The sequence below is a fragment of the Kitasatospora sp. NPDC059646 genome (genome assembly GCF_042734615.1).
In the GTDB taxonomy this organism is placed as follows: domain Bacteria; phylum Actinomycetota; class Actinomycetes; order Streptomycetales; family Streptomycetaceae; genus Kitasatospora.
Genome location: NZ_JBHWDS010000022.1, coordinates 44,058 through 56,993 on the forward strand (window position 1 = coordinate 44,058; position 12,936 = coordinate 56,993).

General features: G+C 72.8%; 13 protein-coding genes and 3 tRNA genes. 11 read left to right on the top strand and 5 right to left on the bottom strand.

The genetic code is table 11. From position 1 onward, the window contains the following. Positions 1 to 37: 37 nt before the first annotated feature. Positions 38 to 709: a DNA polymerase beta superfamily protein gene (locus ACFV1L_RS17825; RefSeq protein ID WP_380366864.1), complete on the bottom strand. Its 672-nt coding sequence runs from the start codon at positions 707 to 709 to the stop codon at positions 38 to 40. 180 nt (positions 710 to 889) lie between these two features. On the opposite strand from ACFV1L_RS17825, the gene ACFV1L_RS17830 reads away from it, so the two are divergent. Beyond that, entirely contained in the window at positions 890 to 2,104 is a 1,215-nt protein-coding gene (locus tag ACFV1L_RS17830; RefSeq protein WP_380366865.1) for a DNA glycosylase AlkZ-like family protein, read from the top strand. Here the strand turns inward: ACFV1L_RS17830 and ACFV1L_RS17835 are convergent. After that, positions 2,071 to 2,685: a transglutaminase family protein gene (locus tag ACFV1L_RS17835; RefSeq protein ID WP_380366867.1), complete on the bottom strand. Its 615-nt coding sequence runs from the start codon at positions 2,683 to 2,685 to the stop codon at positions 2,071 to 2,073. The two genes, ACFV1L_RS17830 and ACFV1L_RS17835, sit on opposite strands and share 34 nt — an antisense overlap. 101 nt (positions 2,686 to 2,786) lie before the next feature. Between ACFV1L_RS17835 and ACFV1L_RS17840 the strand changes: the two genes are divergently transcribed. The 3 genes from ACFV1L_RS17840 (at position 2,787) to ACFV1L_RS17850 (ending at position 4,843) form a co-directional block, all read left to right on the top strand. Beyond that, a complete protein-coding gene (locus tag ACFV1L_RS17840; RefSeq protein WP_380366869.1) occupies positions 2,787 to 3,539 on the top strand; it encodes an SDR family oxidoreductase in 753 nt (250 codons plus the stop codon). 186 nt (positions 3,540 to 3,725) lie between these two features. Further along, positions 3,726 to 4,427, top strand: coding sequence for a tyrosine-protein phosphatase (locus ACFV1L_RS17845; RefSeq protein WP_380366871.1), 702 nt, complete (start codon positions 3,726 to 3,728; stop codon positions 4,425 to 4,427). A 116-nt stretch (positions 4,428 to 4,543) separates the two neighbouring features. Next, positions 4,544 to 4,843 (top strand): hypothetical protein, encoded by a 300-nt coding sequence (locus ACFV1L_RS17850; protein ID WP_380366873.1) that lies wholly within the window; start codon positions 4,544 to 4,546, stop codon positions 4,841 to 4,843. A 7-nt stretch (positions 4,844 to 4,850) separates the two neighbouring features. On the opposite strand, the gene ACFV1L_RS17855 is transcribed toward ACFV1L_RS17850, so the two are convergent. The 3 genes from ACFV1L_RS17855 to ACFV1L_RS17865 all read right to left on the bottom strand — a co-directional run bounded on the left by ACFV1L_RS17855 (position 4,851) and on the right by ACFV1L_RS17865 (position 8,671). After that, complete coding sequence (locus tag ACFV1L_RS17855) at positions 4,851 to 5,666, bottom strand: TIGR02452 family protein (RefSeq protein ID WP_380366875.1); 816 nt, start codon at positions 5,664 to 5,666, stop codon at positions 4,851 to 4,853. A gap of 113 nt (positions 5,667 to 5,779) precedes the next feature. After that, positions 5,780 to 7,900, bottom strand: coding sequence for a DEAD/DEAH box helicase (locus ACFV1L_RS17860; protein WP_380366877.1), 2,121 nt, complete (start codon positions 7,898 to 7,900; stop codon positions 5,780 to 5,782). Positions 7,901 to 8,149: 249 nt separating this feature from the next. Next, complete coding sequence (locus ACFV1L_RS17865) at positions 8,150 to 8,671, bottom strand: hypothetical protein (protein ID WP_380366879.1); 522 nt, start codon at positions 8,669 to 8,671, stop codon at positions 8,150 to 8,152. 180 nt (positions 8,672 to 8,851) lie between these two features. Between ACFV1L_RS17865 and ACFV1L_RS17870 the strand changes: the two genes are divergently transcribed. The 7 genes from ACFV1L_RS17870 (at position 8,852) to ACFV1L_RS17900 (ending at position 12,540) form a co-directional block, all read left to right on the top strand. After that, a complete protein-coding gene (locus ACFV1L_RS17870; RefSeq protein ID WP_380366974.1) occupies positions 8,852 to 9,193 on the top strand; it encodes a metallopeptidase family protein in 342 nt (113 codons plus the stop codon). A gap of 106 nt (positions 9,194 to 9,299) precedes the next feature. Next, positions 9,300 to 9,372: transfer RNA gene (locus ACFV1L_RS17875), tRNA-Glu, on the top strand. Positions 9,373 to 9,414: 42 nt separating this feature from the next. Continuing rightward, positions 9,415 to 9,488: transfer RNA gene (locus ACFV1L_RS17880), tRNA-Asp, on the top strand. Positions 9,489 to 9,515: 27 nt separating this feature from the next. Next, positions 9,516 to 9,589, top strand: a tRNA-Phe gene (locus tag ACFV1L_RS17885). Positions 9,590 to 9,813: 224 nt separating this feature from the next. Continuing rightward, a complete protein-coding gene (locus ACFV1L_RS17890) occupies positions 9,814 to 10,638 on the top strand; it encodes a hypothetical protein (protein WP_380366881.1) in 825 nt (274 codons plus the stop codon). After that, on the top strand, positions 10,635 to 11,348 hold the full coding sequence (locus tag ACFV1L_RS17895; RefSeq protein WP_380366883.1) for an SMI1/KNR4 family protein: 714 nt from the start codon (positions 10,635 to 10,637) through the stop codon (positions 11,346 to 11,348). The genes ACFV1L_RS17890 and ACFV1L_RS17895 overlap by 4 nt, the downstream gene beginning before the upstream one ends. Before the next feature lie 34 nt (positions 11,349 to 11,382). Continuing rightward, complete coding sequence (locus tag ACFV1L_RS17900) at positions 11,383 to 12,540, top strand: NADAR family protein (protein ID WP_380366885.1); 1,158 nt, start codon at positions 11,383 to 11,385, stop codon at positions 12,538 to 12,540. The last annotated feature ends 396 nt before the right edge of the window (positions 12,541 to 12,936 follow it).

A 12,936-nucleotide genomic window follows, 5' to 3' on the forward strand; every position in this document is an offset into this window, starting at 1 on the left:
GGCGGGTCGCAGGACGCGGGCGGAAGCGGACGGCCGGTCAGGTGGTGGGCAGGTGGGCGGCGCGGACCCGGCGGAGCCAGCTCTCGACGGGGCGTTCGTCGGGCTCGGCGGGCAGCACGCCGGGGCGGTCGAGCCGGGCCTCGGCGTCGGCGAGCAGCGCGGTCGCGTCCTCGGGCCGCTCGGCGTAGCGCTCGCCGAGGGCGCGCACTTCATCCGGGTCGGGCAGCCGGATCTCCAGGCGGCCGGTCTCGTGCAGGGTGACGCCCTGGTGGACCAGCCGGACCAGGTGGCGGGCGTGCTTGGCCGCGCGGGCGAGGCCCGCGGTGTCGCTGCGGTCGCGGGAGTTGAGCTTGCGGAACTGCTGGCGGGCGTAGCCGAGGTAGGAGCCGCGCACCGCGGGCCCGCTGAGGAAGGCCTCCCGCAGGCCGATCAGCTCCTCGCCGAGCGGTGTCCGCACCTCGTACAACTCGTCGGGCAGCCAGACCAGTTCGGAGGCGGTCGGGTTGCCGGACAGGGCCAGGCGGCACCACTTCGCGGCCTCGTGCAGGGTGCGGTCCGGGGCGGTGGTGACGTGCGACTCGACGGGCCGGTGCAGGCCGTGGAAGGCGACGGTCGGGGCGGCGAACAGGCCGAGCCGGTCGAGGTCGGAGCCGGCGTGGGCCAGGCCGTACGCGGTGGAGCCGACGATGCCGGAGAGCAGGACGTGCATGGTGGGGTCGCCTCCTCGGAGCTGTCCCCGCAGTCTCGCCCCGAACGACCCGTACCCGCGAGCGAATTCCCGCTCGTTCGAGGCGGTCGGTGCGGGAGACCGAACCCGGCGTACGGTCACCCCGACACGGCCGTGCCGCCGGTGCTCGGTCGGGCCGCCCGCCGCGCCGATACTGGCCGCATGGCGAACGGCGAGATCCCGGCGGCGAAGCTCCGGGCCTGGTGGGCGCACCGGCAGTGGCTGGACGGCGGGCACCGGGGCGCGTCCCCGGCCCAGGTGCTGGCGGCGACGGGCTGGGCGCGTTCGGTCGGCGGCACGGCGCCGTACCTGGGGCTGTTCGCCCGCGCGGGGCTGGGCCGGGCCGCGGTGGACGCGGCGGTCGCCGCCGTGGAGGTGCAGGAGCTGCCCGCCGCCCGCGGCTGCACGTACGTGCTGCCGGCGGACGACTTCGCGCTGGGCCTGGCGGCGGGCGCGGGCGTCGCGGAGGCGGAGATCGCGGCGGCGGTGCGCCACCTCGGGGTGACCCGGGACGAGGTCGAGCAGCTGTGCCTGCGGGTGTCCGAACTGCTGTCCGCCACCGAGCCGTTGGAGCCGCAGCGGATCCGGGTGCTGGCCGGTCCGGCGGCGCGGCCGCTGGGCGAGGCGGGGCGCAGGCGCGGCGTTTCGACCACGCTGCCGCTGGCGCTGGGGCTGCTGCAGGCGCGCGGACTGATCCGCCGGGTGCCGGTCAACGGCCGTCTGGACCAGCAGCGTTACGGCTACCTGCGGTGGGACCGGGCGGTGCACGGCGAGGCCGCCGACCTGGCGCGGCGCTACTTCTCCTGGGCGGCGCCCGCCTCGGTGCGGCACTTCCGCTGGTTCTCCGGTTTCAACGCGGCGACCGCGAAGGCCGCGCTGGCCCCGCTGGACCTGGTCCGGCTGCCCGGCACCGACCTGCTGCTGCCCGCCGAACTGGCCGACGGGTTCGACCGGTTCACCGTCCCGCCGGAGCCCGCGTACGCCCTGGTCGCGCCGGTCGACGGCCTGCACCTGCTGCACCGCGACCTGGCGCGGCTGCTCGACCCGCAGGACGCCGACCGCCCCGACCCGGCGTCCCGGACGGGGCGGAGCCTCGGCGGCGAGGCCGACCCGCGGACCCACCTGGTGGTGGACCGCGGCCGGATCGTCGGCCTGTGGGAGTACGACCTCGAACAGCGGGAGCTGGTGCACCAGTTGTTCGTGCCGATGAACGCCGCGCTGCGGGCCGCGATCGACGCCACCGAGGCCTTCGTCCGCGAGGACCTGGGCGACGCCCGGGCCTTCGGCCCGGACTCGCCGAAGAGCCGCGCCCCGCGGCTCACGGCCCTGCGCACCGCCAACCGCTACGCGATGCCCGGGAGTTCGAGCGGCAGGTAGCCGAATCCGACGCCTCCCGGCCGGGCCCGGCGCAAGCCGTCCAGCAGGACCGGCGGCGTGGCGGCGTACACCGTCGGGTAGTGGTGCTCGCCGCGTGCCGGGTCGTTGGCCCAGGCGGGCCGCTCGCCGGCCGGGGTGGTGGCGAACTGCCCGTCCGCGCCGTTCCGGTTGCCCCGGCCGTCCAACCGGACCCACCACGAACTGCCGGGCAGCAGCACGCCGTTGAGGCCGTGCAGCACCTCCAGTCGCTGGTAGCACAGACCGGCCGGGATGCCGTTGGCGCGCAGCAGCGCGGCCAGCAGGTGGGACTTGCCGTGGCAGATCGCGTTGCCGGCGGCCAGCACGTCCGAGGCCCGGTGGGCGGCGGACCAGCGGCCGACGTCCGCCGAGTGGTCGATCCGGTCGCGGACGAAGGCGAACACCGCCTCGGCGGTCGCCACCGGGTCGGCCTGCCGCAGTGCGGCGGCGCGCTCCACCACGGCGGGGTGCCGGTGGTCGATCACCTCGTCGGCGGCCAGGTACGCGTCGAGGTCGGACTGGTCGGGCCGGAGCGGGCCGTGCGGGGAGACGGAGGGGTCCATGCCGGTGATGCTGCGCCGCCGACTCCCCTCCGGGCAAAGGGATTTCACTCCATGGACTACCGTCGGCGGGACAGGGTTCCGTGGACGAAGGGACGGACGGCATGACGCAGGACGAGGTACTGGTGGTCACCGGTGGCGGGCGCGGCATCGGGGCGGCCACCGCGCTGCTCGCGGCCGAACGCGGTTACCGGGTGTGCGTCAACTACCGGGCCGACAGCGCCGCCGCGGACGGCGTGGTGGAGCGGATCCGCGCGGCGGGCGGCACGGCCGTCGCGGTGCGGGCGGACGTCAGCACCACCGCCGAGGTGGACCGCCTGTTCGACACCGCGGAACGCGAACTCGGGCCGCTGACCGCCCTGGTGAACAACGCGGGCACGCTGGAGAAGCAGTGCCGGCTGGACGAGCTCGACGAGGCCCGGCTGAACCGGATCTGGGCGGCCAACATCACCGGCCCGTTCCTGTGCGCGGCCGCGGCGGTCCGCCGGATGTCCACCCGCTACGGCGGGCGCGGCGGGGCGATCGTCAACGTCGGCTCGGCGGCGTCCCGGCTCGGGTCGCCGGGCGAGTACGTGGACTACGCGGCGTCCAAGGGCGCGCTGGACTCGATGACCCGCGGGCTCGCGCTGGAGGTCGCGGCCGAGGGCATCCGGGTCAACGCCGTCCGGCCCGGGCTGATCCACACCGGCATCCACGCGCTCGGCGGCGAACCCGGCCGGGTCGACCGGATCGGCCCCCAGCTGCCGATGGGGCGCGGCGGGCAGCCCGAGGAGGTCGCGGAGGCGATCCTGTACCTCCTCTCGCCCGGGGCCTCGTACATCACTGGCTCGTTCCTGGAGGCGGCCGGCGGCCGCTGATCCCGACCGACGTCGGCCCGGCGGCTGCCGGCCCCGCGGCCCATCAGCGTCTCGTCGACGCTGCTGGACACCAGGCGCGCGCCCCGGCGGCGGCCGCCGCCCGGACGTGAACATCACGGGGTGCACCGATACCGGTTCGGTCAACGCCCCGGCGTGCCGCCGCCCACCGCCCCTACGGTGGGCGGCATGACCGAGACCGAAATCGCCGTCGCGCCGTTCCTCGACATCCCCGACGTGCTCAACCTCCGCGACGCCGGAGCGGGCGTCTACCGCCCCGGGCTGCTCTACCGTTCGGCGAGCCTCAACCGGCTCACCGACGAGGGCGCGGAGCGCCTGGCGGAACTCGGCATCCGGACGGTCCTCGACCTGCGCAGCGCCGCCGAGACCGAGTTCTGGCCGGACCGCCCGGCCGGACCGGACGTCCAGTACCTGCACCTGCCGATGCTGCCGGACCCGGCCACCACCGACCGGGCCTGGCCGGAGGACCAGGCGGCGCTCTACCCGTTCATGGCGGAGACCGGCGGGGTCGCCGTCGCCGCCGCCGTCCGCGCGCTCGCCACCGGCGCCCCGGTGCTGGTGCACTGCGCGGTCGGCAAGGACCGCACCGGCCTGACCATCGCCGTCCTGCAGACCCTGGCCGGCCTGCCGGAGGCCGCCGTCACCGCCGACTTCCTCCGCTCCAACCTCGGCCTCGGCCTGGACAAGGGCCCCGTCCCGTACCTGGACCAGGCGGGCGTGGAGCGACTCTCCCGCCCGGTCGAGGCCGGGCACCTCTCCTCCGCGCTGCGCCGCATCGTGGAGCTCCACGGCACCCTCGACGCCTACCTGCTCAACCACGGCGCGACCGCGGAGGAGCTCGCCGCGCTCCGTGCGCTGCGCCCGGAGTGAGCCGGGGACGGACGGTACCGCTCCCTCCCGGCGGCCCGGCTCGTCGGGCGGGTTACCGTGGGCGGTGCGCCCACCGGCCGGGCACCGGCCGCCAGCCGTCGTAAGGAGTCCCTCCCATGGCCCGCTTCCCCGCCACCGCCGCCGTCGCCGCCGCCGGTCTGATCGGCGGCTACGCCACCGCCCGGTTCAGTGGGCGGCGCGAGCTGGGCGGCGCCGTCCTGGCCGCGGCCGGGACGACGGCCGCCGTGCGCTGGCACCGCCGCGCGGGCACGCCGGCCGCGGCCGGTCTGACCGTGCTGTACCTGGCGGCGTTCGGCGGCTCGCACCCGCTGGCGAAGAAGATCGGCGCCTGGCCGGCCGTCCTCACCGTCACCGGCGTGGTCGCCGCCGCCTCGGCGCTGGCCACCGGCGAGTAGCCGCCCGTCAGGCGGCGGCGAACCGCGCCTCGAAGGCGGCCCGGTTCGCCGAGGGCACGCTGCGGTCCCAGACCCCGAAGACCACCCGGTCGAAGGCCGCGCCCCACGCGTCCAGGGCCTGCCCGAACGCGTCCGCCACCTCGACCGGGTCGTTGCGGAACACGCCGCACCCCCAGGCGCCCAGCACCAGTTCGCGGACCTCGTGCCGGGCGGCGACCGCCAGCACCCGGGCGGCCCGTTCGGCCAGCACCGGCCGCAGGTCGAGCGGCTTACCGGGCGAACGCAGCGCCAGCTGACCGGCGTTGGGGGCCGGCGAGGTGAGGAAGCCGACCCGGTGCGGGCGGGCCAGCAGCTCTCCGCGCCCGTCCCGGATCACCGGCACGCCGGGCGACCAGATCACCCGGTGGCTGTAGTGCAGGTCGGTGGAGGCGCGGTGCGCCTCGTAGTAGTCGGGGGCCTCCAGCAGGCAGCGGTACAGCAGCGCGGTGCGGCACACGTCCTCCTCCTGGGCCTTCGCGCCGCGCAGGTACCCGCCGCCGGGGTTGCGCGCGGACGCGAAGTTCAGCACCGCGACGCTCTTCCCGCCGTCCTCGACCAACCGCTGGGCGGCCTGCATGCTGCCCTCGCCGGTCACCTCGGCCGCCGTACGGAGCGGCCCCGGGCCGGCCCCGAAGGCCGCGTCCGGCGCGTACGACACCGTTCCGGCACGCGCCTCGGCCAGTTCGTCGGCGATCCGCACCGGCGTCCCGTCGGCGCACCGGTACTCGCCCCGGTCGGCGATCTCCTCGTTCTGCGTGGCGAGTGCCCGCTGCCTGTTGGTCATGTCCGGCACGCTAGCTCCCGGCTCCCGCTGCCACCAACGGATTTGCCGGGAACGCGGACGGGCCCGCCCCACCGAAGTGGAGCGGGCCCGGTCAGTGCGTCACTGCCGCAGCGTCAGTTCTTCCAACGCGGCTTGCGGTCGCCGCCGTTGTAGCCGCCGCGGTCCTCGCGGTTGAAGCCGCCGCGGTCACGGTCGCCGAAGGAGCGGCCACCGCGGTCGTCACGGTTGAAACCGCCCTGCGGACGGCCGCCGCGGTCACGGTCGCCGAACGAGCGGCCGCCGCGGTCGTCACGGTTGAAGCCACCGCGCTCGCGGTCGCCGAACGAACGGCCGCCCCGCTCCTCGCGGTTGAAGCCACCGCGGTCACGGTCGCCGAACGAGCGGCCACCGCGGTCGTCACGGTTGAAGCCACCCTGCGGACGGCTGCCGAAGGAGCGGCCGCCGCGGTCGTCACGGTTGAAGCCGCCGCGCTCGCGGTCGCCGAACGAACGGCCGCCCCGCTCCTCGCGGTTGAAGCCACCACGGTCACGGTCGCCGAACGAGCGGCCACCGCGGTCGTCACGGTTGAAACCGCCACGGCCACCGCGGTCGTCGCGGTCGCGGTCACGGTTGTAGGCGGGGCGCTCGCTGCGCGCCTCGCGGTAGGACGGGGCGCGCTCCTCGGCCGCCGGCGCGGCCTCGGCGGCCGGCTGCTCGGCGGTCTCGGCGCCGGCCTCGGCGGTCGCCTCGTCCGTCTCGACCTCGTCCTCGATGCCCAGCTCGGCACGCTCGCGGGCGGCGCGGGCGGACAGGCGGTCGGCCTCCTCGCGCAGCTCGGTGGCGCGGCGCTGGGCGCGCTCCAGCTCACGGGTGAGCTCGGCGACCTCGCGCTCGGCGGCGCCGGCGATGCCGGACGCGCTCTCGGCCTGGACCTCGACCAGCGAGCGGGCGCCGGTGATCCGGGCCACCTCGGCGTCGAAGGCGTGGTCGAGGATGTGGCGCGAGGCGTCCACGCCCGCGTCCTCCATCAGCCGGAACACGCCGCGGCGCTGGTGCGGCAGCACCAGGGTGACGACGGTGCCGGAGCGGCCGGCCCGGGCGGTGCGGCCGGAGCGGTGCAGGTAGTCCTTGTGGTCGCCCGCCGGGTCGACGTTCAGCACCAGGTCGATGCCGTCGACGTGGATGCCGCGGGCGGCGACGTCGGTGGCGACGACCACGTTCAGGTAGCCGTCCTTGAAGTCGCCGAGGACGCGGGTACGGGCGCCCTGGGTCATGCCGCCGTGCAGCGCGTCGGCCTTCACCCCGGCCTCCAGCAGCTGCTGGGCGACCCGGTCCGCGCCCATCTGGGTGCGGACGAAGATGATGGTGCGGCCCTTGCGGGCGGCGATCGCGTTGGTGATCGGCGCCTTGTCCTTGGGCTTCACGACCAGGATGTGGTGGGTCATGGTGGTCACCGCGCCGGCCGACGGGTCGACCTCGTGGGTGACCGGGCTCTTCAGGTAGCGCTTGACCAGGGTGTCGATCTCGTTCTCCAGGGTGGCGGAGAACAGCAGGCGCTGGCCGCCGGCCGGCACCAGGTCGAGGATCTCGGTGACCTCGGGCAGGAAGCCCATGTCGGCCATCTGGTCGGCCTCGTCGAGGACGGCGATCTCGACCTCGTCCATCTTCGCGGAGCCGCGGTTGATCAGGTCGCGCAGGCGGCCGGGGGTGGCCACCAGCACGTCCACGCCGCGCTCCAGGGCGTAGATCTGGTTGGACATCGAGGTGCCGCCGCAGACCACCTTCAGGCGCAGGCCGAGCACCGAGCCGAACGGCTCCAGCGCGTCGGCGACCTGCATGGCCAGCTCGCGGGTCGGGACCAGGATCAGGCCGCGCGGGTGCTTGGCCTTGGTGCGCTCGCCGCCCGCCAGGCGCGTCAGCAGCGGCAGGCCGAAGCTCAGGGTCTTTCCGGAGCCGGTACGGCCGCGGCCCAGGACGTCCTTGCCGGCCAGCGCGTCCGGGATGGTCGCGGCCTGGATCGGGAACGGGGTGGTGACGCCGCGCTTGGCGAGCGCCCGGACGACCTCGTCGTGCAGGCCCAGGTCACCGAAGGTGATGGTGGGCTCGGCGTCCGCGGTGTCGGCGTCGGTGTCGGTGGCGCCTTCGGTGAGCTCGGCGAGCTCCGCGTCCAGCGTGTCGGTGTCGAGGGAGTCGGTGTCGGCGGCGTCGGACCCGTTCGCGGGCATGGCGAAGCGGGCGTCGTCAACGAGAGACATGCAAAACCTTCCGGAAGTGGCACGCGCCAAAGTCCGGGGGTCTGTTGGAAATACCGCCTCTATGCGGTCAGCCACGGATCGCCGGAACGCGCCAAGGGCGCTCAAAGGTGTGAGGAGCGCCAGCCAAATAGGATCAAACGAACGATCTACCACCATAGGGGAACCTGCGGATCAGAGGCAAATCCCCTGGCCAGCGCCCGTGAACCAAGGCTCCACCGCCCCCTCCGAGCGGGGCTCCTCCCCCCGGCGTCAGTGCGCGGACGGCGACTCGTGCGGCTGCGCGGAGGTTCCGCTGGGCGTGGGCGAGGGCTTCACCGACCGCGACGGCTCGGGGCTGCTGGGCTGCGGCGCCGGCGAGGACGCGGCACCGCCACCGGTCGGCGTCGAAGCGGGCGCGGCCGGCCCGGTGGGCGTGGTGGCCGGCGCGGGAGTGCCCGCACCCGACCCCGGAACCTGCACCGGCGTGCCCGGGACGACCGCGGCCGGCGGCGTGGGACCGGGCGCGTGCCCGCCCGGGGAGGGCGCGGCACCGGGTGACGCGCCGTCAGAGCCCTGCGCGCCGCCGTGCTCTCCGCGCGGCCCGCCCTGGTGGCCCCCGGTGCCGACCCCGGCCTTGAGGGTGGTCGCCGTCGCGGCGCCGCTCGGCTTCACCTCGTCCGACCCGTCGGGCGACTGCGCGCCCACCGACATGCAGCCGCTCAGTCCGAGCAGGGCGACCGCCGCCCATGCCGCCCTCGCCGCCACCCGCCGCTGCGCCGACCCAACCGCCATCACCGAGCCACCTCCCGCACGGCCGCCAGGGCCGCCACATCGTTCTCGGGTGCCCAACGCGCGTCCGCCCCGCCGGGACACGGGTGGCCGCCCACCATCAGCCTCTTCGCCTGCCGCCCGGCGCACCGGCCGGATGATCTGGCGTCCCGTCAACGGACCTCCGACAATGGGCGGGTGGAGATGACCAGGGACGACTTCGAGGTGCTGGTGTCCGACGCGCTGGACCGGATTCCGCCGAAGCTGGCCGCGATGATGGACAACGTGGCGATCTTCGTCGAGGACGAGCCGGACCCCGCCACGCCCGACCTCTTCGGCCTCTACGAAGGCATCCCGCTCACCGAGCGCGGCGAGTGGTACGCCGGCGTCCTGCCCGACCGCATCCTGATCTACATGGGCCCGACCCTCCGCCACTGCGACACCCGCGAGGAGGCGGTCGAGGAGGTCCGCATCACGGTGATCCACGAGGTCGCCCACCACTTCGGCTTCAACGACGACGAACTCCACGAGCTCGGCTGGTCCTGACCCCCGCCGCGCCCACCTCCGGAAACCGTTTTGGTGTTCCCGCCCGGCATCCCATATGCTTCTCGACGTCCCCGAACGCCGGATGAACCGGCCGGAAGGGCCGCAAGCCCTCATCGTCTAGTGGCCCAGGACGCCGCCCTTTCAAGGCGGTAGCACGGGTTCGAATCCCGTTGGGGGCACGCAGTACCGTAGTAAGGTCCTGTGCGGAGCAATCCGCATGAGGTCCCGTGGAGCAGTTGGTTAGCTCGCCACCCTGTCAAGGTGGAGGTCGCGGGTTCAAGTCCCGTCGGGATCGCTCGTCTCGCAAGAGACGGTGCAGTACGGCCAGGTAGCTCAGTTGGTACGAGCGTCCGCCTGAAAAGCGGAAGGTCGCCGGTTCGACCCCGGCCCTGGCCACATAGCCTGACCAGGCACGATGCCCCTGAAGCAGATCGCTTCGGGGGCATTTTCGCGTTGTTTGACGCCAACGGCCCCGAATCGCTCTGGATCTGAGTAGCCAACGTGGCTGATACCGGCAATGGGGGCACGTGCCGCCAATCACAGGGCACTGCTCTACAGGGGTGACCGGCGTCGGCAGAATCCCGTTGATCCCCTCCAGCCAAGGCTGACACGATCGCCCGGTGGTAACTCCGGAGGACCTCGTCGGTCGGCAAGTGCAACGCGTGACGTGCTCGTGGTTCCACACCCACGACGGCGGTGGTGAGTCCGAGCTGTTGCACATGTGGCTGCACGTGGAGGGCCTCGGCCCGGTCCGATTCCACACGCTGGACCACATACTCGATCTCCGGATCGAAGAGCCCCACGACTCCTACGACATGGACATGCTCGGGCATGTCACGGTCAGCGACGCACCGGACGAGTTCCCTCTGGCACCGTTCGCAGGCAGCAAGGTCGTCTCCGTCCAGCACATCCGACAGCGGTCCATCGACAGCCGAGTCGGCTTCCAGGCGACATTCCCTGCGGGAAGCGTTCGGATTCTCGCCCTGGCTGATGACCTGGTCGTCACAGCAACCGGGCTGTCTGTGGGCTGGGAGGATGACCTGGATCTTGATCCGCTGGATCCCATCCACTCGTCCAAGGCCCTGCTCCGCGTCCTTTCGGATCAGACTCCGGCCTGTAGGGCGACACGGGAGGCGGTGCTCGCAGGCGGCGTTTGCCGGATCGGAGATGGGGCGGTGCCCGCAGAGGCGCTGGCTGGCACCTACGCCGTCCGGCTCAAGCTCACACGGGCCAAGGACATCAAGACCATCGGGCTGTCGGAAAGCGTGGCGGCCCTGAGCAACTACGGTGACCGGCCGGTACGGCTGGGGTCCGTCGACAGTCCGGACGGCTCGTGGCACTTCGTGGTCTTGCTCGCCGCTGACGGCGGTTCGCTGGTGGCCTGTACGGGAGTTCGGCAGATCGGCCCTGACTCGGCAAAAGATCACGAGGAAAAAAGAGCATGACAAGCGATGAGCAGGCGCTCGCGGCCTCCGGCTCAGGAGTGGACTGGTCGGGAGTTCGTGAGCGGGTAGCGGCCCTGCGGGACGCCCCGTTCGCGGAAAAGGTCTTCGGGGCTCGTTGGCAGGGCTCCGGGCATGACTTCCTACTGGAGCCGTCGCTCAGTGAGGCCGAGCTGACAGAAGTCGAGGAGCAGCTTGGCGTCATCCTTCCGTCCGACTACCGCACCTTCCTCCTCAAAGTGGGCGCGGGCGGGGCCGGCCCCTTCTACGGGCTCTTCCCGCTGCGGCGGGACGGGCAGGGCTGGCACTGGTCGAAGCACGGCAAGGTCCGAAGCGACAATGCGCTCCTGGGCAAGCCGTTCCCTTCCGTGGAGGAGCGGGCCCGCTGGTCGGAGGAACTCGACGCTCGCGAACCCGTCAAGGACAGCTTCTCTGACGAGCAGTCCTACCTCACGGCGTACCGCGCCTGGGACGACGAGTGGGAGGAGCTCAACGACGAGATGACCGCCGGGGCGATATGCCTCAGCCATGAGGGATGCGGCTACTACACCTGGCTCGTCGTGACCGGGCCCGAACGTGGGACCCTCTGGGAGGACTTGCGGGCCTGCGACGGCCTCCTCCAACCGCTCTCCGCCGCCGGTCACCGCGTCAGCTTCGGCGAGTGGTACCTGGACTGGCTGGCCATGGCAACCAGCCAAGCTTGCGGTCGGTGAGTACCAAGACGGCCCTACCGAGTAGCGTGCACCCATGACGTGGCGGGGGCCGACGTATCGAACGGTGGACGGGGAGAGAATCGACGGGGCCTGGTGCCACGTCTGGCAGCGCAGTCGATGGGATGCCGAGTACTACGTCGACGACCTGATCGTCTTCGCGGACGGCGCCGTCAGGTGTCAGGACCGGACTGACCTGGCCGGCCTGGAGAAGCTCCTGGCCTCGGGCCGAATCTCCGTGACACGGCCCGGTGCTCCCGCTCTTCCTGACGACCCCTCGAAGTGGCGCTCCCGCCGCGGTGAACCGTTGACCCCGGAGGGCTTCCTGAGCGAGGTCGCCGACAAGATCGAGGAGCTCAACGGCCGACCAACCGCCGTTCAGCGTTGCTGGGAGGCGATCCAGCGCTACCAGCAGGAACCCGGCGAGCCGAACCGCGGACTGCTGCGGGATGCCTACCTGGCCGTCCCGCCGCACCGCAGGATCTACATCCTCGGCGACATGGACCGCCAGGACCGCCCCCTGCGGATCCTGCTCACCGACGTGGGTGAGGCCGTGGACGGCGACGGTCCGGTGGTGACGGCGGCCATGCACCGGGAAGTGCTGGACTACTTCCACCGCGTTTACGACGGTGTCGCCCGCGAAGAAGACCGGCGCGCTGTCCAATACGCCGATGATCCGACCGGGCCCGGCCGAGCAGCCGTGATCTCCCACCAGACGATCTATCCGCAGGGCTGGCCCGAGGTGCTGGACCTGTTCGTGCTGCGCAACGACTACCCCGTACAGGTCGTCTTCGCCGGCGAGACCTACCCCTCTGTACTCCACGGCTACTGGGCCCTGTCGGCAGCCGACGACACCGATCGTCTGCGGATCCGGGAGGCGCCGTCCGGTCGGGAAGCACACGACCTGGGTGGCCGGGCGGCCCAGCGGGCAGATTGGCCCACCCTGCGGCTCGCGGTCATGGCCGGACTGCTGCGCGCGAAGTTCACCCAGCACCCCGAGCTCGCCGACGTCCTTCGCTCCACCGCAGACGCGAGGATCAGTTACACCGGCTTCTCGGACTCCCCCTTCTGGCGGGACGCCCCCGACAGCCGGGGGCGGAACTGGATGGGGCGCCTGCTCGAACTGGTCCGATCCGAACTCGTCGCCGGGCCATCGCTCACCGGCCACCGTGATCCCGAGCTGTCACAGCAATGATCAGAAAGTCCACAAGATCACCCGCAGCCGGGCGTACCCGTTCAGGGGACTCGGCGGACGGGACCTCCTCCGGCGACCGCCGAGCGCGGCCGGCCAGGGATCGGATCTCGATGAACGCCTGGATGGCCAGGTACGCGGCCAAGTCCCGGTCGTCGACCTCCACCCTCGACCGCATCAGACTCCTGGAGGCGGACCCCTCATCGCTCGGGGCGATGGGTGAGTTCCTGTCCGGCTTTGAGACCTGGCTGTTTTCGCAGAAGGACTCGTAGAGGCAACCTCACCCGTCGCACGGCCCAACCGGCCCGAACGATGGCGTCCGACGGCAGCCTTCCACGGATGGCAGAATCACTCAAAATGGGGCATCTCGACACCACGGCTTGGCCTGAAAGGCGGAAG